We start from the raw sequence: 19,538 nt of genomic DNA, 5'->3' as shown, positions 1-19,538 counted from the left end.
GCGGTGCTGCCGCGCTGGGGCCCGGCCCCACCGGGGCGGAACATCAACTGCGGGCCGTCGGTGGCTGATCGCGCAGTTCCCCGCGCCCCTTGCGGGGCGCCGTGGTGCCGCGACGCAGCGCCCCGTAAGGGGCGCGGGGAACTGCGCGACAAGCCACGACGCGCCCGCAGACAAGGTGCCGTGCTCGCCCGGCAGAGCCGCAGATCGGCACTGCCTCGCGCCCCTACGGGGCGCTACAGCAGTGCCGGTGCCGCCTCCGCGCCCGCGGACTGCGCCGCGCGTTGCAGCGCGCTCGCCAGCAGGGCGAGGTCGGTCGGTCCGTTGCCGAGCTCGCGCACCGGGCGGCGGGTGGGCGGGTCGCCCATGCGCTCCCAGTCCAGCGTCACCACGGTCGGGCGCAGGGTCGCCGTCCGCGGGATGCGGCCGGTCACGCGCCCCGCCTGGAACGGCGTCGTCGCGTCGTCGTCGGGCCGCTGCAGCCGGCCGCGGCCCGGGGCGGGTTCGCCGGCGGTGGCGCCGTCCGGGCCCGCCGCCGCGCCGCCGGGCGCGTCCGCCGAGGGCGGTGCGATCTCCAGCGTCACCCGCAGGCCGGCCCGTTCGACGGCGGCGGTGTCGGCGGTGCGCTCGGGACGGCCGGACGCGGCGATCAGGTGGATGCCCAGCCGTTCGCCGTCGCGGGCCACCGCCTCCAGCGCCCGTACCACCGAACCGGCGGCCGGCCGGCCCGTACTGCCCAGCGCCGGCGCGACCAGCGCGTCGTAGTCGTCGACGAGGACGACGAGCCGCGGCAGCGCCGTCTGCGCGGTGCGCACCGGCCCCCCGCGCTGCGTGCGCAGCTTGAGCGTGCCGCTGGACGCGGTCTCCAGGTCCTCGCCGGCGGCGTCCGCCGGGCGGCGCGGCGCGCCGACGCCCGGGTCGGGGGCGGGATTGCGCTCGTGCCAGCCGGCGAAGTCGAGGGTGCCCAGCAGCTCGGCGCGGCGCTTGAGCTCCGAGCCGAGCGCCTGGGCGAACTCGCGCATCCGCACCGGGTCCGCGGCGGCCAGGTACGTCGAGACGTGCGGCAGGTCGGTGCACACGCGCAGGCCCTCGCCGCGTTCGGCGGCGGCGCCGTCGACCAGGACCAGCGAGAGCCGGTCGGGTCGGTCGCCGGCCGCCAGCGAGGCGGCGAGCGAGCGCAGCAGCTCCGTCTTCCCGCTGCCGGGGCCGCCCTCGACGACCAGGTGCGGCCCGTCCGCCGCGACGTCCACGCACAGCGGCCCGTGCGGGCCCGCGCCCAGCACCGCCACCGCCCGCCCGCCGGGCCGGGTGGCCCGGTCGGCGGCGGCCGCCCAGCGCGCCGTCAGCGAGGCGGGGGTGGCCCGGGCCAGGCCCAGCTCGTCCAGCAGGCGCGCCGAGCGCGGGAGCGCCACCGCGACGGGGGAGGCGTGCGCGGGGTCGCCGGAGTTCTCGGCCACGCGCAGGGGGGCCAGGGCCCGGGCGAAGCGCTCGGCCCAGGCGGCGGAGACGGCGGCGACGCCCGCGACGGCCGTCGTGCCCGTGCCCGGCTCGGCTCCCGTGCGGTCGATGACCTGCACCACGGTGGCCACCTCGCCGCTGAGCAGGGCGACCGTGCCGCACCGGTCGAAGGCGGGGGAGACCGCTGCCGCCGTGGCGAGCGTGGCCGTCACGGGCGAGGACGGCGTGGCCGCCGGCGCCTGCGCCAGGCACAGCAGGTGGACGCCCACGGCGGGGCCGCAGGCCGCCAGCCGCGCGACGGACTCGCGCAGCGCGGCCGTTCCGGGGTCGCCGTCGACGACCACCACGGTGTACGGCCCGCGGTGCCGCTCGGCGGCGGCGGCCACCGCCTCGGCCGGGGCGCCGGCCCAGCCGGTGCCCAGCGGGCCGTCGTCCAGCCGCCGCACGAGCTCGGCCACGCGGGCCTCGGCCTGCTCGCGGTCGTAGGCGAGCAGCAGCCGGCAGTCCTGCCCGTGCACGGGGCGGACGTGCGGCAGCCAGCCCAGCCACGACCACTGCGCCACCCGTTCCTCGGCGGGGCGCGCCCGGTCGGCGCTGATCAGGACGACTTCCAGGGCGCCGGGCGCGTGCAGCGCGGCCAGCTGGGCCAGGACGGACCGGGCCAGCCCCGCCAGCCGCTCCTGCGGGCCCGCCAGTCCCAGGGCGCCCGCGCGTCGCAGGTCCGCGGTCACCGGTACGGACGGCAGCGGCCCGCCGCCGTCGGCCGCGTAGCGGTCGGCGGTGCCCAGGCGCACGGTCAGCAGGTCGGGGTGGTCCGGGCCGCGCTCCCACAGCCGCGGGCCGGGGCCGAGCGCCGTGAGCAGGACGGCGGCCGGGTCCGGCCACCGCTCGCGCAGCACGGCCGCGGCGGAGGGGGCGCCCTGCGGTGCGCCGTCCTCGGCGGGGGCGCCCTCGCCGTCCCGCCCGGGCTCCGGGCGCTGCCCGGCGCCGCGGCCGCCCGCCCGGCGGCGGGCCCAGGCCCCTATGCCGCGCGCCCGGCGCCGGCCCTCGGCGGGCTCCGGTGCACGGTCCGCGTCGCCGTCCGGCACGGCCCCGGCGAGGTGGGCGAAGCCGGCGGTGCGGCCGACGCCGCCGGGGCCGGGCGGCGGGGCGTCCGGCCCGGGGGTGCCGATGCTGCCGGTGTGCCGCACCGGGCGCCCGGCGGGCGCGGCCGGGCCCTGCTCGGGCACCGCCCAGGACGGCGTGCGCGCGGCCCGGGCGTCGGGCCCGTGCTCCCCGCCCCGGGGCACGCCGCTGGGCGGGGTGCGCGTGTCGTCGTCCGGCCGGGGGCCGGGGACGCCCGTACGCCCGGTGCGGGCCTGCCCGTCGCGGGGGCCCGGGACGCGTGCGGCGCCCGCCGCGGGCAGGTGGGCGTAGCCGGCGTGCGCGGCGGTGCTGCCGGCGGGGTGGGCGCCGGCGCCGGGCAGCGGCACCCGCAGGTGCCCCTCGCCGTCGGGCGCGGCCGGCAGGACCGGCGGCGCGCTGCCGGCACCGGTCCCGCCCAGGGTCAGCGTGGACTCGCCCACGTGCACCAGCGCGCCGGGCACGAGCGGGACGGGCGCGGTGCCGACGCCCTCGCCGTCCAGCCGGGTGCCGTTGGTCGAGCCCAGGTCGCACAGGGTGACCGCGCCGTCGTCGGCGACGGTCACGGCGCAGTGCAGCCGGGAGACGTCGGGGTCGTCCAGGGGGATGTCGGCGGCGCTCGACCGGCCGATGCGCACTTCGCCGCCGTGCAGCAGGTGCACACCGCCCGCGTCGGGGCCCGAGACGACGTGCAGGCGGGCGTCGGCCGCGCCGGCGACGGGCGGGTGCTCCGGCCCGGCCGGGGCGCCCAGGGCCAGCACCGCCCCGTCGATCAGCGGCGGCTCGCCCAGGGCGCAGCGCTGGGGGTCGAGGCGCTCGCTGCCGGCGTGCACCGCGACGGTGCCGCCGCCGAGGTCCGAGCCGGCCGCCGCCACGGCCGCGGCCAGGCCGCTGGTGACGGCGGCCAGGGCGGTGCCGGCGGGGGCGGTCACGAGCACGTCGCAGGCGCACGTGGCGTGGCCGCTGAGCGGCCCGAGGACGGTCAGCCGGATCTGCATCGCCGTCAACGGTCCCTTCTGCCCGGCGGGCGGGGCGGGCAGAAGGCAAGGCCCCTCCCCGCACCCGGCACGGGCGCGTCGGCTCGTACAGGTCAGCGCGTCGCCCGGGGGGCTCCCGCTCCCCTTCGGCGGCGCGCGTGCTGGCATGCATCCTCGCACCTGCACGCGGCGACGCGCCCGGCGAGCGTCGATTCGTGATCTTGAACGACCGGACGGGCGCGTCGGTCCTTTCGACCATGGCCGGCACCTGGCCTGTTTCTTTTGAAGAAAGTCTGGTCGGGATCGTTTTCCTGCGGTTGTTGGTGCTGTCGCCGACAGCGGCGGGCCGGGCGCGGCAACCTTCGGCCGCCGGGTCGCGTCTTTCCCCAAAGCCCCACCGGAGCCCCACCGGATTCGTCCGGCCGACGGTCGGTGCGGCAGCACTACAGTGGGCGGAAGGCGAAAGCCGCCGAGACCAGTCCGATGACGACCAGGGAGCGCATGACGTGCGGCCGGTAGGCAGCAAATACCTGCTCGAGGAGCCGCTCGGACGCGGAGCCACGGGAACCGTGTGGCGGGCCCGCCAGAGGGAGACGGCCGGGGCCGAGGCGGCCGTGGCCGGCCAGCCGGGCGAGACCGTCGCCATCAAGGTGCTCAAGGAGGAGCTGGCCAACGACGCCGACGTCGTGATGCGCTTCCTGCGCGAGCGCTCGGTCCTGCTGCGCCTGACGCACCCCAACATCGTGCGCACCCGCGACCTGGTCGTCGAGGGCGACCTGCTGGCCCTCGTCATGGACCTCGTCGACGGCCCCGACCTGCACCGCTACCTCCGCGAGAACGGCCCCTTCACCCCCGTCGCCGCGGCGCTGCTCACCGCACAGATCGCCGACGCCCTGGCCGTCAGCCACGCCGACGGCATCGTCCACCGCGACCTGAAGCCCGCCAACGTGCTGCTGCGCAACGACGGCGGGCAGATGCACCCGATGCTGACCGACTTCGGCATCGCGCGCCTGGCCGACTCCCCGGGCCTGACCCGCACCCACGAGTTCGTCGGCACCCCCGCCTACGTCGCCCCGGAGTCCGCCGAGGGGCGCCCGCAGACCTCCGCCGTCGACGTCTACGGCGCCGGCATCCTGCTGTACGAGCTGGTCACCGGCCACCCGCCGTTCGCCGGCGCGACCGCGCTGGAGGTGCTCCACCAGCACCTGAGCGCCGAGGCGCGCCGCCCCTCGACCGTCCCCGAACCGCTGTGGACGGTCATCGAGCGCTGCCTGCGCAAGCGCCCCGAGGAGCGCCCGAGCGCCGAGAACCTCGCCCGCGCCCTGCGCGTGGTCGCCGCCGGCATCGGTGTGCACGCCTCCCCGGCCCAGGCCGAGGCCGCCCTCGGCGTCGCCGGGCTGCTCGCCCCCGACCCGCAGCCCACCGAGGTGCCCGGCACGGGAGCGGCCGCCGCCGACGCCCAGGCCACCCAGGTGCTGCCCGCCGGCTCCGGCGCGCCCGCCGGGTACGACCCCGACGCAGCGACCAGCGTGCTGCCCAGCACGTCGGCCGGCCCCGGTGCCGACCCCACCCAGGTGCTGCCCGCCGGCTCCGGTCCGCGGGGCTCCGCCGACCCCACGCGCGCCATGCCGCCCGTGCCGCCCGGCCCCCCGCAGCAGCCGGGCGAGGACCCGCACCCCTGGCAGACCCAGCTGCGCGCGGCCCGCGACCGCAACGAGCAGACGCAGTACCTCGACCCCGGCGAGGACCCGCTGCGCCGCCGTCCCACCCGTCGTCAGGCGCCCCAGCCGCCGCAGCCCCCGCAGCAGCAGTACGGCCAGCAGCAGCAATACGGCCACCAGCAGCAGTACGGGCAGCAGCAGTACGGCCAGCAGCCGCCCCGCCGGGCCCCGCAGCCGCCTCAGCCCCAGCCGCAGCAGTCGTACACGCCCTCGCGCGCGCCGCGGTACCAGACGCCGCAGCCCCCGCAGGCGTACGCGCCCCAGCCGTACGCCGCCCCGCGGGCGCCCGAGCCGGCCGCCGCGCCGCCGCGCCGGGAGCCGCGCCCGCCGCGGCAGCGCAGCGCCAACCCCATGCACATCCCGGGCCTCGGCTGCCTCAAGGGCTGCCTGTTCATGATCGTCCTGCTGGTGGTCGGCTCCTGGCTCGTGTGGGAGTTCACCCCGCTCAAGGACTGGGTCGCGGACGGCAAGAGCTTCTGGGACGCCACGTGGGACTGGGTGACCAGCGTCAAGGACTGGATCGGCGACCTCGTCTCCAGCGGCTCGGGCAGCTCCGGCGGCTCGGAGAGCGTCGTTCCGTAGCCGCCCGGGCCCCCGGCGGCCCGAATCTGTCGATATGTCGACACCCGAAGGGTGTTTTCTGCCGCAGAAGTGACGGTTGGCGCCGAATCGGAGTCCCCAACTCCCCTCCGGCCGCGTAGCTTGGTCGCCGGCGCGGTCGGCCACTGCCGGCCGCACGCCGAGGCACTGTCGTCGAATGGCGGAGGAGTCGGGGAACAGTCTTGGCACGGAAGATCGGCAGCCGGTACACCGCCCACCAGGTCCTCGGGCGCGGCAGCGCCGGAACGGTCTGGCTCGGCGAGGGCCCCGAGGGCCCCGTCGCCATCAAGCTCCTGCGCGAGGACCTCGCCTCCGACCAGGAGCTCGTCGGCCGCTTCGTCCAGGAGCGCGCCGCCCTCCTCGGTCTCGACCACCCCCACGTGGTCGGCGTGCGCGACCTCGTCGTCGACGGCGCCGACCTCGCCCTGGTCATGGACCTCGTCCGCGGCACCGACCTGCGCACCCGTCTCGACCGCGAGCGGCGCCTGGCACCCGAGGCCGCCGTCGCGGTCGTCGCCGACGTCGCCGACGGCCTCGCCGCCGCGCACGCCGCCGGAATCATCCACCGCGACGTCAAGCCGGAGAACGTCCTCCTCGACATGCAGGGCCCCCTCGGCCCCGGCGGCGCCCACCCCGCCCTGCTCACGGACTTCGGCATCGCCCGCCTCGTCGACGCGCCGCGCCCGGCGCCGGCCCGCGAGCGCGCCGCCACCGCGGACGGCGCCCGCGTCCCCGCCCAGCGCAGCGTCATCGGCACGCCCGACTACCTCGCCCCCGAGATCATCGAGGGCCTGCCGCCGCGCGCCTCCGTCGACGTCTACGCCCTGGCCACCGTGCTGTACGAGCTGCTGGCCGGCTTCACGCCCTTCGGCGGCGGCCACCCCGGCGCGGTGCTGCGCCGGCACGTCACGGAGACCGTGGCGCCCCTGCCCGGCATCCCCGACGAGCTGTGGCAGCTGATCGTCCAGTGCCTGGCCAAGGCCCCGGCGTCCCGGCTGCGGGCCTCCGAGCTCGCCGCCCGGCTGCGCGAGCTGCTGCCCGGGCTGGCGGGCATCCCGCCGCTGGACATCGACGAACCGGAGGACGCCCCCGCGGGCGCCGGTCCCGCCGGCCCGGAGGGCACTCCCGCCCGCCCGGTCGCGGGCGTGCCCGAACCGCGCCGGCGCGGGGCCGTGCCGCTCGTCCCGGGCGGCAGGCCCGACTCCAACCGCGACACCCACACCAGCATGCGCGTGCCCGGCCCCGAGGAGCTCGCCGGCGGCGCCCACGGCACGGCCCGGGCGCCCCGGATGCCGGGGCAGCGCCGGGCCGGCTCGGCCCGCCACCGCACGCACGCGGAGGAGGTGCGCAGGCGCCGCATCCGGCTGGGTGCGGCGGCGGTGGCCCTGGCGGCGGTCGCGGGCGTGGGCGGCTGGTTCGCCACGGGCGGCGGGTCGGACGCGGGGGACGCGAAGCCGGGCGGCAAGCACTCCCCGGGAATCCACCGCCAGGTCCCACCGGCGGACCCCTCGGTGGCGCCCCTGCGGTAGGCGGCCCCGGGCCGCACCACCCCCCGGGGTTCCGGGGGGTGCGGCCGCGGCGAGCGGCAACCGACGGACCGGGGAACCCGGCACAGCCGTTAGGCTGGGTGCGTGGCAGTCGTTGATGTATCCGAAGAGCTGAAGTCCCTCTCCTCGACCATGGCGTCGATCGAGGCCGTTCTGGACCTCGACAGGATGAGGGCCGACGTCGCCGTGCTCGAGGAGCGGGCGGCGGCCCCGTCCCTGTGGGACGACCCCGAGGCCGCGCAGAAGATCACCAGCCAGCTGTCGCACCTGCAGGCGGAGCTGCGCAAGACCGAGGCCCTGCGCAGCCGCATCGACGACCTCGCGGTGCTCTTCGAGCTCGCCGAGGCCGAGGGCGACGCCGACACCTTCGCGGAGGCCGAGGCGGAGCTCGTCTCGGTGCGCAAGGCGCTGGACGAGATGGAGGTCCGCACCCTCCTGTCCGGCGAGTACGACGCCCGTGAGGCCCTGGTCAACATCCGTGCCGAGGCCGGCGGCGTGGACGCCTCCGACTTCGCCGAGCGCCTGCAGCGCATGTACCTGCGCTGGGCGGAGCGCCACGGCTACAAGACCGAGGTCTACGAGACCTCGTACGCCGAAGAGGCCGGCATCAAGTCGACCACCTTCACCGTCCAGGCGCCGTACGCCTACGGCACCCTCTCCGTCGAGCAGGGCACGCACCGCCTGGTGCGCATCTCGCCCTTCGACAACCAGGGCCGCCGCCAGACCTCCTTCGCGGGCGTCGAGGTGCTGCCGGTCGTCGAGCAGACCGACCACGTCGAGATCGACGAGTCCGACCTGCGCGTCGACGTCTACCGCTCCTCCGGCCCCGGCGGCCAGGGCGTCAACACCACGGACTCCGCGGTCCGCCTGACCCACCTGCCCACCGGCATCGTCGTCTCCTGCCAGAACGAGCGCTCGCAGATCCAGAACAAGGCGACCGCCATGAACGTCCTGCAGGCCAAGCTCCTGGAGCGGCGCCGCCAGGAGGAGCAGGCGAAGATGGACGCGCTCAAGGGCGACGGCGGCAACTCCTGGGGCAACCAGATGCGTTCGTACGTCCTGCACCCGTACCAGATGGTCAAGGACCTGCGCACCGAGCACGAGGTCGGCAACCCGCAGGCCGTGCTCGACGGCGAGATCGACGGCTTCCTGGAGGCGGGCATCCGCTGGCGCAAGCAGCAGGAACAGCAGCAGGAGAAGTAAGTAGGACAACCCCCCGCACAGCCGGGCAACACCACCCTTTCCTTCCTTGACGCTGCCCGAAAAACTGGGAAGGGTGGCGTGCGGCATGCGATCACTGGGGCGTGTGTGGCGGGGGGCGAGCGGCCCGGCTCGGAACGTGACAAGGAAACGTCCGCGGGCCGTGGGACCACGCCGACCCCCGGAGCGCCACCGCCCCGTGCAGAGCTGCTCCAATGACGAGATCAGCTACTGGGGGTAGCAGGCAATGACGAGAAGGACGCGTGTACGCGTCGCGCGAATAGCCGCTGGTGCGGTCATCGCAGCGGGTGCCTCCCTGACGGCCGCGGGTGCGGCCTCCGCCGCCGGACTCGACGTCGAGATCGGCGGCTTCGGCGTGACGGCCACCGCCGGTGTGGGCGGTCCCGACGACCCGGGCCCGACCACCGGCCCCACCACCATCCCGCAGCCCACGGGCGACCCGGGCACGACCGGCGGCACCGGCTCCACCGGCGGCACCGGCTCCACCGGCGGTACGGGTTCCACGGGCGGCACCGGTTCGACCGGCGGCACCGACACCTCGACGGGCGGCACCGGCTCCACCGGTGGCACCGGCTCGACCGGTGGCACGGGCTCCACGGGCGGCACCGGCTCGACCGGCGGCACCGACACCTCGACGGGTGGCACAGGCTCGACCGGTGGCACCGGTTCCACGGGCGGCACGGGCTCCACGGGTGGCACCGGTTCGACCGGTGGTACGGGCTCGACCGGCGGCACCGGCTCCACCGGCGGTACGGGCTCGACCGGGGGCACCGGCTCCACGGGCGGTACGGGTTCCACGGGCGGCACGGGCTCCACCGGCGGCACCGGTACGACCGGGGGCTCCGGGGACCACGACCACGGCTCCGCCACCGGCGGTACCGGCTCCACCGGCGGTACCGGCTCCACCGGCGGCTCGGGCTCCGACGGTGACGCCCACACCTGCCCCGTCGACACCGACGGCAACTGCAACAACACCAGCACCGACAGCGCGGGCTCCCGCCCGGTCGAGCAGGGCAAGCCCAAGGAGCAGCTGACCCAGGTGGGCGACGCCGGCCAGGGCAGCGGCAGCGGCGAGAAGGCCCAGGCCTCGGGCCAGCTGGCCGAGACCGGTGCCGGTCAGACCACCTTCCTGCTGGTCGGCGCCGCGACGATGATCGCCGGCGGCATCGGCTTCCGCATGCTGCCGCGCCTGATCAACAAGGGTGCGGCCGCGGCCTGACCGTACGCACTCGTCCGCTCGCGCAGGGTGCGCGGCGCACGACGACCGGGGCCCGGGACGCCATGGCATGTCCCCCGGCAACCTCGGCGGTACCAAGGAGGCCGACCTCCTTTGGAGAGAAGCCCCGTTGGGAACATGGTTCCCAACGGGGCTTCTCTGCGTTTACGGTGTCGGCCATGAGCGGTGGTCAGGCGCAGGTGATGTGGGACGAGGCGGTCACGGGATACGACTTCGGGCCGGGACATCCCATGGACCCCGTGCGGCTTTTCCTCACCATGCGCCTGGTCGAGGCCTACGGGTTGGACAAGGCGGCCCGGGTGGTCGCCGCGCCGGCGGCGGGGGAGTCGACGCTCGGGCTGGTGCACCGCGCCGACTACATCGAGGCCGTGCGGCGGGCCTCCGCCGATCCGAGGTCGGCCGACACCGCGTACGGGCTCGGTACCCCGGACGATCCGGCCTTCGCCGGCATGCACGACGCCGCCGCGCTGATCGCGGGGCAGTCGGTGGCCGCCGCCGAGGCCGTGTGGCGCGGGGAGGCCGTGCACGCGGTCAACTTCAGTGGCGGGCTGCACCATGCGATGCCGGGGTCCGCGTCGGGTTTCTGCGTCTACAACGACGCCGCCCTCGCCGTGGCCCGGCTGCTGGAGCTGGGGGCGGAACGGGTGGCGTACGTGGACGTGGACGTCCACCACGGCGACGGCGTGCAGGCGGCCTTCTGGGAGGACCCCCGCGTCCTGACGATCTCGCGGGCGCCGAGGGTTCCGCGGTCAACGTGGCCCTGCCGGCCGGCACGGGGGATGCCGGGTGGCTGCGGGCCTTCCACGCCGTCGTACCGGAGCTCCTGGCGGCCTTCCGGCCGCAGGTGCTGGTGACGCAGCACGGGGCCGACACGCACTTCGAGGACCCGCTGGCCCATCTGGCGGTCTCGCTGGACGCCCAGCGCCTGGTGGCCGAGGCCTGCCACGACCTGGCCCACCGTCACGCCGACGGGCGCTGGGTGGCGCTCGGGGGTGGTGGGTACGCCGTGGTGGACGTGGTGCCGAGGTCCTGGGCGCATCTGGTGGGCATCGCCGCCGGGCGGCCGGTGGATCCCGAGTCGCCGGTGCCGGAGGACTGGCGCCGCGAAGTCTTCCGGCGGACGCAGCAGCTGGGGCCGTTGCGGATGACGGACGGCCTGCGGCCGGCGTGGCGGGACTTCGGGGAGTCGGGGTACGACCCGGCGGACCGGCTGGACCAGGCGGTGCTGGCGACGCGGCGGGCGGTCTTCCCGTCCCACGGGCTGTTGCCGTAGCCCCCTGTCGGGTGGGTCTTCGTTGCGCAGTTCCCCGCGCCCCTTACGCGGTGCCGCCGGCGGTGCGTCGGCTGCGGGCCGTCGGTGGCTGATCGCGCAGTTCCCCGCGCCCCTTACGGGGCGCTGCCCCAGCCGCTTCCGTGTCCCACTGTCCCGCGCCCCTTACGGGGCGCTGCCCCAGCCGCTTCCGTGTCCCACTGTCCCGCGCCCCTTCGGGGCGCTGCCCTCAGCCCCAGCCCCGGCTCGCGGTCGTCACCACATGGGTTGATTCGTCGGCGTTCGGTCGCCGGGTCCGGCGGGCTTCGGACAGCATCGGGCCGTGTCCTGCGCGCGTGACGACCTGATCGCCCATCTGCTCGCCACCGGGATCGCGGGCCGTGTCGCCACGTCCCGGGAGGGCAGTCTGGCGCGGTACCGGCGGTTCGCCGCGCGGGACCCCCGGGTGCTGATCGGTCTGGAGCCGGAATACGACTGGCGCTTCGCCGATTTGTTGCGTCTGATGGGCCAGAGGTGTGGTGTTTCGGTCGATCCCAGGGACACTTCCGGGCACGATGTGATTGATCCGGACCGGACGGTGGTGGCACTCGATGCCTTCGCGGACCGGCTCGCGGCGGTGGCCGCGACGGGGGCGCCGGTGCTCATCGGAACGGGTCACCCGCACCGTCTCCTGGGCTTCTACGCCGGTTTGGCCGCCGGTCTGTCGGCGGCGGGATGTGCTGTCCTCACCCCGGCGCAGGGTCGAAGTGTCGACATGACGACCCGGTTCGGCGTACGCACATACAACCTTCACTACGCCGGAGGAGTCGCGATGGTGCGCGAACCCGGCGCGCGAGCGTCTGCGAGTGAGCCGGGCGCACATACGCATTCGCCCCTCCCGCTTCGGGCCGCGCTGGCCGGTGCGGCGGAGGGTGGCGGGCCCTTGCCGGCCCTGGTCGTCGGGGACCACGGATGGCTCTGCGGAGCAGGTCAGCTGGGCATTGAGGCCATCGGCCTGGCGGACTCGGACGACCCCGCGCCGTTCGTCGGCGAGGCCGAGGGGCGGGTGTCCGTGGCCGTTCCGCTTGATGACACTGTGCGGTCTGATTACTACCGACCGCTTACTCGCTATGTACTCAATCGAGCGTGTCTGTCACAGTAGGCGGCCGATGGCTGCTCCTCTTCCCCACTCGCATCACCCGCCCCTAACCTGGGGAGTGAGCGCGCAGCGACGAGGAGTCACCGGAGGGGAAGCCGGTGCGCGTCATGTGCGGAAGGTTCAGGTGTGTCATGGCTGCTGGCGAAAGGCCTCTCAACGAGGTCGTGTTCCTGACCGTGGCGGAAGTCGCCGCGGTGATGCGAGTCTCCAAGATGACCGTGTACCGGCTGGTGCACAGCGGTCATCTGCCGGCGATCCGGGTGGGCAGGTCGTTCCGGGTCCCAGAACAAGCGGTGCACGAGTACCTCCGAGAGTCCTTCGTGGGGGTGGAAACGGCCTGACGGGGACCCCGGATTACGCTGTTCGCCCGGTGGCGGGTACGCTGACCCGATGTAGGTCGTGTGGGCTCGGACGCCCCGCACCGAGTGAATCGATGTAAGCGAGGGTAGTCGTGGGCTCTGTTATCAAGAAGCGGCGCAAGCGGATGGCCAAGAAGAAGCACCGCAAGCTGCTCAAGCGCACGCGCGTTCAGCGTCGCAACAAGAAGTAAGCACGCCGCTGTGCTCGTCCCGCAGCCCTCCCGCCGTACACGGCGGGAGGGCTGCGGTGCTTTCCCCGCCACCCCCACCAGCTCGCCGCCACCCCGCCGGCGGTCCCCGTCGCGCCCCGTCGCACCCTCCGGACTTACGTAGCAGTAAGTGAAACCGTCGCTACGGCTTGAAATGACGCTCCACCCCACCGGTGGTCATCACAGTGCAACAACGACCCGCTACGGTGGCCGCGACAGGGCTTCAGCTCGGTGGGAAGGAAGGCGCTGATCTTGGGCAAGGTCGTGCTCGTCACCGGAGTCGCACGGCAACTGGGCGGCCGCTTCGTCCGCCGCATCCAGCGCGAGCCCGACGTCGACCGCGTCATCGGGGTGGACGCAGTGCCACCCGAGCACCGCCTGGGCGGGGCCGATTTCATACGGGCGGACATCCGCCATCCCACGATCGGCAGGGTCCTCGCGGAGCACTCCGTCGACACGGTCGTCCACATGGACGTCAACGGCACGCCCCTGGGCAAGCGCGGCAGCCGGGCGACGGTCAAGGAGACCAACGTCATCGGCACGATGCAGCTGCTCGGCGCCTGCCAGAAGACGCCCTCCGTCAAGCGGCTCGTGATCAAGTCGAGCACCACGGTGTACGGTTCGGCGCCCCGCGACCCGGCCGTCTTCACCGAGTCCACGCCGCCGAAGTCGCTGCCGAGCGGGGGCTTCGCCAAGGACGTGGTGGAGGCCGAGGGCTATGTGCGCGGCTTCGCCCGGCGCCGGCCCGACGTGGCCGTGTGCGTCCTGCGCTTCGCGAACGTGCTCGGGCCCTGCGCGGACTCGCCGCTCGCCGAGTACTTCTCGCTGCCCGTGCTGCCCACCGTCCTCGGCTTCGACCCCCGGCTGCAGTTCGTCCACGAGGACGACGCGATCGAGGTGCTGCGCATCGCGGCCGGCGAGCCGGTCCGCGGCACGCTCAACAGCGGCACCTTCAACGTCGCGGGCGACGGCGTGCTGCTGCTCTCGCAGGCCGCGCGGCGCCTCGGGCGCCCCACGCTCCCCTTCTTCCTGCCGACGGTGACCTGGGTCGGCTCCGCGCTGCGCTCGGTCGGGGCGCTGGACTTCTCGCCCGAGCAGATCCGGCTGCTCACCCACGGCCGGGTCGTGGACACCGCGCAGCTGCGCGACACGCTGGGATTCCACCCCCGCTACTCCACGCCCGCGGCCTTCGCGGACTTCGCCCGCAGCCGCGGCCCGGGGCTGCTGCCGCCCGAGTCCCTCGCCCGTACCGTCGACCGGATCGCCGCGCTGATGCCTGCGGGCAGCGGCCAGAACTGAGGAGCGCACGCACGATGGCCGATGCGAAGGTGATTCCGTTCGGCGAGGAGCCGCGGTCCAAGCGGCGGCCCAAGCGCGCTGGCCGGGCCCGTACGGAGCGGGCCGCGCTGGCGCCCGTACCGGCCCAGCGCGAGGACGACGGGCCCCTCCCGGGCACCCGGCCCGGGCGGGGCCCCGTGGGCGGCGCTGCGGGCGCCGACGAGGCGGCGAAGGACGGCGGGAAGGACGGCGGCGAGGCCGCTGCGGCCGGGGAGCGGCGGGGCGCGGACGGCTGGGAGCGGAAGGTGGCCCACGGGCTGAACTTCCTGCGCCGGCGGATCACGGGCGAGTACGAGGTCGACGACTTCGGCTACGACCAGGAGCTCACCGATCAGCTGATCATGTCGGTGCTGCGGCCGTTCAAGGAGAAGTACTTCCGGGTCGAGGTGAAGGGCATCGAGAACATCCCGGAGAAGGGCTCGGCGCTCATCGTCGCCAACCACTCCGGCACGCTGCCCGTGGACGGCCTGATGCTGCAGGTGGCGGTGCACGACCACCACCCGGCCGGGCGCAACGTGCGGATGCTCGCGGCGGACCTGGTCTTCGTGCTGCCGCTGATCAACGAGCTGTCGCGCAAGCTCGGGCACACCCTCGCCTGTGCGGAGGACGCACAGATGCTGCTGGAGCGCGGGGAGCTGGTGGGGGTGATGCCGGAGGGCTTCAAGGGGATCGGGAAGCCCTTCTCCGAGCGGTACAAGCTGCAGCGCTTCGGGCGGGGCGGCTTCGTGCAGACGGCACTGCGTGCCGGGGCGCCGATCGTGCCGTGCTCGATCGTGGGGGCCGAGGAGATCTATCCGATGCTCGGCAACTCCAGGACGGTGGCGCGGCTGCTGGGCATCCCGTACTTCCCGGTGACCCCGACGTTCCCCTGGCTCGGGCCGCTGGGGCTGGTGCCGCTGCCGACGAAGTGGACGATCCAGTTCGGTGAGCCGATCCCGACCGACGGCTATTCGCCCGAGGCGGCGGACGACCCGATGCTGATGTTCAACCTGACCGACCAGGTGCGCGAGACGATCCAGCACACGCTCTACAAGCTGCTCGTGCAACGGCGGTCGGTGTTCTTCTGACGAACGTTCTTCAGAAGAACACCGACCGCCGAACACCGACCGCCGGGCCGGCGCCACCCGGCGCCGGGCGCCCTACTTCTCGTCCTCGCCGTGGATGCCCAGGCCCGGGAGGATGTTGGGCAGCAGCGGCGGGATGGTGACGTCCGGCTGCTTGGACGGCCTGCCGTCCTTGCCGTGCGCCTGCCGCTCGGCACCGGCGCCCTCGGACGGGGGCTGCAGCAGCCCCGTACCGCCGAGGAGCCCCTCGTGCTCCTCCGGGCCGCTCGGCGAGGACTGGGCGGGCTTGCCGCCGGAGCGCTTGCCGTCGGCCGACGAGGAGGCCTTCGCGGACGGCGAGGACTGGCTGCCGGCGTTGCCGGGCGTGCCGTGGTGCGAGGCGGTGCCGCCCGTGGGCGCGCCGTGCTTGCCCTGGTTGTTGTGCAGCAGCGACCGCAGCGGCTCGACCTCTTCGTCTATGGCGGCGAAGACCGAGGTGACCCCGTTGCTGACGTCGGTGAGCTGGACGGGCAGCTTCTCGCGCAGCTGGCTCCAGCTCTCGCGGTGGGACGAGGCGAACGAGGACAGCCGCTGGATGGCGCCGAGCGAGCCGTCCCGCTGGTAGACGCCGTGCAGCAGCCGGTGGCCCTCGGCGACGTCGTGCTGCATGCCCGCGAGGGTGCGGCGGATCTCGCCGAGCGACTCGTGGTCCAGCGCGCCGGCCCGGCCGCGCTCCATCAGCCGGCGGGCCTCCTGCATGCGCGTCGACGCCTGGTCGAGGAACAGGCCGCCGCGTGCGGCGTCACCGTCCGCCATGCCGAGCTTGAGGTCCTCCATGCCGCGCTTGAGGCCGTAGAGCGTGTCGCCGGGCAGGGCATTGGTACTCGCGGCCGCCACACCGCCGAACGCGCCCGCCGCCACGCCCACGGTGAGCCCGCCGGCGGCGAGCCCCTTGGACCAGCGGGAGCGGGGGCGCAGCCGGGAGAGCCGGCCGGCCCGGTGCGCTCCGCGGCCCGGGCGCTGTGCGGGAATGCCACCGGCGAACTGCGCCTCCATGGCGGCGATCAGCTGCGCCCGCTGCACGGTTTTGACCTCGGGGTCCAGCTCGGGGCCCGGCAGTGCGCCGAGCCCGCCCGCCAGGGCCAACAGCTTTGCCTGCTCGGTGTCTTCCACCGACGGGCCGGACTGTGCGGCCGCAGCACCCTGGGCATCCTGGTCCAGGGCCTGGGCGAAGGCGTTCGCCCGCCGGTGCGCCGATACATTCGCGATCACAGGCGGCACCTCCTCTCGTCATGACGGTCGACTCCCCTGGGCACATGAAGGGTTGCATGCCTGGGGAGCATCCACTCGATCGAGTGAGTGAATACCGGCATGACGTGGCATCGGGAAGTCTGCACCCCGGACAACGAGCGGCGCGGCAGTCGGGTTACGCGGCCGCGGTGAGGTGGCCGCCGGTGAGTGATTGCGGACATCACATCGAAAATCGGGGGTTCGGGGGTCGGAAGGATGCTCGGCCGCGGGGGCCGGGCGGGGCCGGGCACGCTCAGCGGGCGTCGTCCGGCAGGAGCCGGGCGAGGGTGCGCACGGCCCGGTACTGCAGGGTCTTGATGGCGCCCTCGTTCTTCCCCATGACGCGGGCGGTCTCGGCGACCGACAGGCCCTGGAGGAAGCGCAGGGTGACGCACTCCTGCTGCTGGGGGTTGAGCTTGCGCACCGCCTCCAACAGGGCGGCGTTGGAGAGGGATTCGAGGACGGAGTCCTCGGGGCTGCGCTCGACCTCGTTGGCGTCGAGCATCTCGCCGGTGGTGACCTCCAGCCGGAAGCGGGACGACTTGAAGTGGTCGGCCACCAGGTTGCGGGCGATGGTCACCAGCCAGGCGCCGAAGTCGCGGCCCTGCCAGGTGAAGGTGCCGATGCGGCGCAGGGCGCGCAGGAACGTCTCACTGGTCAGGTCCTCGGCCGTGGCCCGGCCGCCGACGCGGTAGTAGATGTAGCGGTAGACGGTGTCGGCGTACTGGTCGTAGAGCCGGCCGAAGGCCTCGGCCTCGCCGGCCTGGGCGCGTTCGACGAGGTCGAGCATGCGGGCGCTGTCGCTGTCCGCGCTCGGACGGCGGGTCGTCGTGGCGGCGCCGGCCGCCCGGCGGGTGCGTCTGCCGACGGCCGCGCTGCTCTCGGCGAGGGCGTAGCAGGGGCCGGCAGGGCCGCCCACCCCCGCGAGGGCGGGCGTGGCGAAGGCGGGGACGGCGTACGCGGTGGGGACGAAGCCGCGCAGACGGTCGAGGACCGCTGCGCGCAGCGTAGCCAGGCCCGAGGCGTCAACCCCGACGTGTGGGTACACGGGACTCCCAGAGGCAGAGCTTCCATCACGTGCAGCGCGGGACCGTTCACTCGTCGTAGGGACAAGCGGGTACCGGCTTGCGTTTGAGGAGAATAACCCTTCGTACAGGCAGCGCTACACCGAGTTGCCTAAATCATCGTTTCCGTTCGTTCTGAGCCCGGTTCATGCCCGTTCAAATATCGAACTACGAACGGAAGTTGACAGGAATTGGCGATGGTGTGGCCGATTGGGCAGCGTGTTGTGGCAATCCGGACACGTAAGGAGTGTCGAACCCCTCAGATGGGTACGACAAAAAGATTGCCTGTTCGGTCAGTCCGATTACGGCGCGTGGCGAGGAGGCGCGCCGCGGCGTCGCCCGTTCCGGTGATGGACGGCAGGTGGACGGCGCGGTGGACGGCACGGTCGGTGAGCGCCCGACGGAAACGGCCACGGGCGGGCCCGCGGCCGGGGCCTTCAGCGGCGGCGGCGGTGCAGTGCGATGCCCGCGGCGGCGCCGCCGGCGAGCGCGCCCAGGCCGGCCGCGGCGGGAATGCCGATCTTGGCGGCCTTGCGGCCCGTGCGGTAGTCGCGCAGCCGCCAGCCGTGCTCGCGCGCGTGCTTGCGCAGCCGGCCGTCGGGGTTGATCGCGTAGGGGTGCCCGACGAGCGAGAGCATCGGGATGTCGTTGGCGGAGTCGCTGTACGCCGCGCAGCGCGCCAGGTCCAGGCCCTCGGCTGCGGCCAGCGCCCGTACGGCCTCGGCCTTGGCCGGGCCGTGCAGCAGCTCGCCGACCAGCTTGCCGGTGTAGACCCCGCCGACCGACTCGGCGACGGTGCCCAGCGCGCCGGTCAGCCCCAGCCGGCGGGCGATGATCGTCGCCGTCTCCACCGGGGCGGCGGTGACCAGCCAGACCTTCTGCCCGGCGTCCAGGTGGGCCTGGGCCAGGGCGCGGGTGCCGGGCCAGATGCGCTCGGCCATGTACTCGTCGTAGATCTCCTCGCCGATGGTCATCAGCTCGGAGACGCGGTGGCCCTTGACGATCGACAGGACGCTGTCGCGGGCGTCCTGCATGTGCTCGGGGTCCTCGATGCCGGCCAGCCGGAACCACGCCTGCTGCCAGGCGAAGCGCGCGAGCTCCCGCTTGCCGAAGAAGTGCCGCTTGTACAGCCCGCGGCCGAAATGGAAGATGGCCGCGCCCTGCATGACGGTGTTGTCCAGGTCGAAGAACGCGGCCGCCCGCTCGTCGCCCGCGACCGGGAATTCCGGCTCGCCCGGCGCCTGGGCGGACGCCGGCGACGCCTCCTGCTCCTGGGCGTTCTCCTGCGCGGACTTGCGGGCTGCCTCCGCCGCCGCTTCGCCGGCCAGCACGCTGCGTGCCGTGGCGGAGCGCCTGCGCGGGGTGAGCCATCCGAGTGCGGCCATGCCGCGAGCATAGCCAGTTTGTTCGGGGTAACCGGAGCCCCGAGTGGTGCGATGGCGTGAACTCTGCGCGTCGGTGCGGTTACTCAGGGGCCCGTACGGCCCGGCCTTCAGGCTCCCAGGGCCTTGCGCAGGCGGTCGGGGTTCACCCGCCAGAAGTCGTGCTGCGCCCCGTCGACGAGGACGACCGGGATCTGCTCCCAGTACTTGCGGTGCAGCTCCTCGTCCTGGGTGATGTCCTTCTTCTCCCAGCGGGCCCCGAGCTCCGCGCAGACCTGCGCGATCACCGCTTCGGCGTCGTCGCACAGGTGGCAGCCGGGCTTGCCGACGAGGGTGACGACGCTGTCGGCGGGGTTCTTGCGGGCGCTGCGGCGCAGGAGCGGGCTCATGGCGGCCATTGTGCCCCGTTCGCTCCCGTTCGCGACGCCCGATTGGGTGCCTGAGTCGACTACCATCGTGGGCGTTTTGTTCGAGTCCGCAAGGAGTGAGCGCCCGTGTCCCGGTGGGTCTGCGCGTGGTACTCCTGTGGCAGGTGTGGTGGACGGCCGGGGTGTCCGGCCGGTCG

At 74.5% G+C, this 19,538-nt stretch carries 14 protein-coding genes and 1 pseudogene; 10 read left to right on the top strand and 5 right to left on the bottom strand.

Features of this window, described 5'->3' with window-relative positions; genetic code table 11:
• Window positions 1-233 precede the first annotated feature (233 nt).
• On the bottom strand, window positions 234-3,575 hold the full coding sequence (locus ABD361_RS25695; protein ID WP_344438514.1) for an FtsK/SpoIIIE domain-containing protein: 3,342 nt from the start codon (window positions 3,573-3,575) through the stop codon (window positions 234-236).
• A gap of 485 nt (window positions 3,576-4,060) precedes the next feature.
• Between ABD361_RS25695 and ABD361_RS25690 the strand changes: the two genes are divergently transcribed.
• The 10 genes and pseudogenes from ABD361_RS25690 to ABD361_RS25645 all read left to right on the top strand — a co-directional run bounded on the left by ABD361_RS25690 (window position 4,061) and on the right by ABD361_RS25645 (window position 15,261).
• Entirely contained in the window at window positions 4,061-5,857 is a 1,797-nt protein-coding gene (locus ABD361_RS25690) for a serine/threonine-protein kinase (protein ID WP_344438455.1), read from the top strand.
• Between the two features lie 200 nt (window positions 5,858-6,057).
• Window positions 6,058-7,404, top strand: coding sequence for a serine/threonine-protein kinase (locus ABD361_RS25685; protein ID WP_344438453.1), 1,347 nt, complete (start codon window positions 6,058-6,060; stop codon window positions 7,402-7,404).
• 102 nt (window positions 7,405-7,506) lie between these two features.
• Entirely contained in the window at window positions 7,507-8,625 is a 1,119-nt protein-coding gene (gene prfB / locus ABD361_RS25680) for a peptide chain release factor 2 (RefSeq protein WP_344438451.1), read from the top strand.
• 244 nt (window positions 8,626-8,869) lie between these two features.
• Window positions 8,870-9,862, top strand: a complete 993-nt coding sequence (locus ABD361_RS25675) for a hypothetical protein (RefSeq protein ID WP_344438449.1) — start codon at window positions 8,870-8,872, stop codon at window positions 9,860-9,862.
• Between the two features lie 62 nt (window positions 9,863-9,924).
• Window positions 9,925-11,153, top strand: a pseudogene (locus tag ABD361_RS25670) (acetoin utilization protein AcuC).
• 319 nt (window positions 11,154-11,472) lie between these two features.
• Window positions 11,473-12,291 (top strand): phosphatase, encoded by an 819-nt coding sequence (locus ABD361_RS25665; RefSeq protein ID WP_344438447.1) that lies wholly within the window; start codon window positions 11,473-11,475, stop codon window positions 12,289-12,291.
• A 128-nt stretch (window positions 12,292-12,419) separates the two neighbouring features.
• Window positions 12,420-12,629: a helix-turn-helix domain-containing protein gene (locus ABD361_RS25660; protein ID WP_154080489.1), complete on the top strand. Its 210-nt coding sequence runs from the start codon at window positions 12,420-12,422 to the stop codon at window positions 12,627-12,629.
• Window positions 12,630-12,739: 110 nt separating this feature from the next.
• Window positions 12,740-12,838, top strand: coding sequence for a 30S ribosomal protein bS22 (locus tag ABD361_RS25655; protein WP_003948845.1), 99 nt, complete (start codon window positions 12,740-12,742; stop codon window positions 12,836-12,838).
• 270 nt (window positions 12,839-13,108) lie between these two features.
• Window positions 13,109-14,155: an NAD-dependent epimerase/dehydratase family protein gene (locus ABD361_RS25650; protein WP_344438445.1), complete on the top strand. Its 1,047-nt coding sequence runs from the start codon at window positions 13,109-13,111 to the stop codon at window positions 14,153-14,155.
• A 14-nt stretch (window positions 14,156-14,169) separates the two neighbouring features.
• Complete coding sequence (locus ABD361_RS25645; protein ID WP_344438444.1) at window positions 14,170-15,261, top strand: lysophospholipid acyltransferase family protein; 1,092 nt, start codon at window positions 14,170-14,172, stop codon at window positions 15,259-15,261.
• Window positions 15,262-15,333: 72 nt separating this feature from the next.
• On the opposite strand, the gene ABD361_RS25640 is transcribed toward ABD361_RS25645, so the two are convergent.
• The 4 genes from ABD361_RS25640 to ABD361_RS25625 all read right to left on the bottom strand — a co-directional run bounded on the left by ABD361_RS25640 (window position 15,334) and on the right by ABD361_RS25625 (window position 19,362).
• Window positions 15,334-16,509 (bottom strand): DUF5667 domain-containing protein, encoded by a 1,176-nt coding sequence (locus tag ABD361_RS25640; RefSeq protein WP_344438442.1) that lies wholly within the window; start codon window positions 16,507-16,509, stop codon window positions 15,334-15,336.
• A gap of 271 nt (window positions 16,510-16,780) precedes the next feature.
• The gene (locus ABD361_RS25635; protein ID WP_344438440.1) at window positions 16,781-17,575 is read right to left on the bottom strand and encodes an ECF subfamily RNA polymerase sigma factor, BldN family; all 795 of its coding nucleotides are present in this window, start codon (window positions 17,573-17,575) and stop codon (window positions 16,781-16,783) included.
• A 453-nt stretch (window positions 17,576-18,028) separates the two neighbouring features.
• Entirely contained in the window at window positions 18,029-18,976 is a 948-nt protein-coding gene (locus tag ABD361_RS25630; protein ID WP_344438438.1) for an HAD family hydrolase, read from the bottom strand.
• A 107-nt stretch (window positions 18,977-19,083) separates the two neighbouring features.
• Window positions 19,084-19,362, bottom strand: a complete 279-nt coding sequence (locus ABD361_RS25625) for a glutaredoxin family protein (protein ID WP_344438436.1) — start codon at window positions 19,360-19,362, stop codon at window positions 19,084-19,086.
• Between the last annotated feature and the right edge of the window lie 176 nt (window positions 19,363-19,538).

The organism is Streptomyces luteosporeus (assembly GCF_039532865.1).
In the GTDB taxonomy this organism is placed as follows: Bacteria; Actinomycetota; Actinomycetes; order Streptomycetales; family Streptomycetaceae; genus Streptomyces; species Streptomyces luteosporeus.
This window is presented reverse-complemented; position numbering and strand designations above follow the sequence as displayed.

Bases quoted from the DNA above. Each gene is read 5' to 3' on its own strand.
- ABD361_RS25660 (WP_154080489.1), top strand. From the start codon at position 12,420: ATGGCTGCTGGCGAAAGGCCTCTCAACGAGGTCGTGTTCCTGACCGTG.
- ABD361_RS25645 (WP_344438444.1), top strand. From the start codon at position 14,170: ATGGCCGATGCGAAGGTGATTCCGTTCGGCGAGGAGCCGCGGTCCAAG.
- ABD361_RS25695 (WP_344438514.1), bottom strand. From the start codon at position 3,575: ATGCAGATCCGGCTGACCGTCCTCGGGCCGCTCAGCGGCCACGCCACG.
- ABD361_RS25675 (WP_344438449.1), top strand. From the start codon at position 8,870: ATGACGAGAAGGACGCGTGTACGCGTCGCGCGAATAGCCGCTGGTGCG.
- ABD361_RS25630 (WP_344438438.1), bottom strand. From the start codon at position 18,976: ATGGCCGCACTCGGATGGCTCACCCCGCGCAGGCGCTCCGCCACGGCA.
- ABD361_RS25625 (WP_344438436.1), bottom strand. From the start codon at position 19,362: ATGAGCCCGCTCCTGCGCCGCAGCGCCCGCAAGAACCCCGCCGACAGC.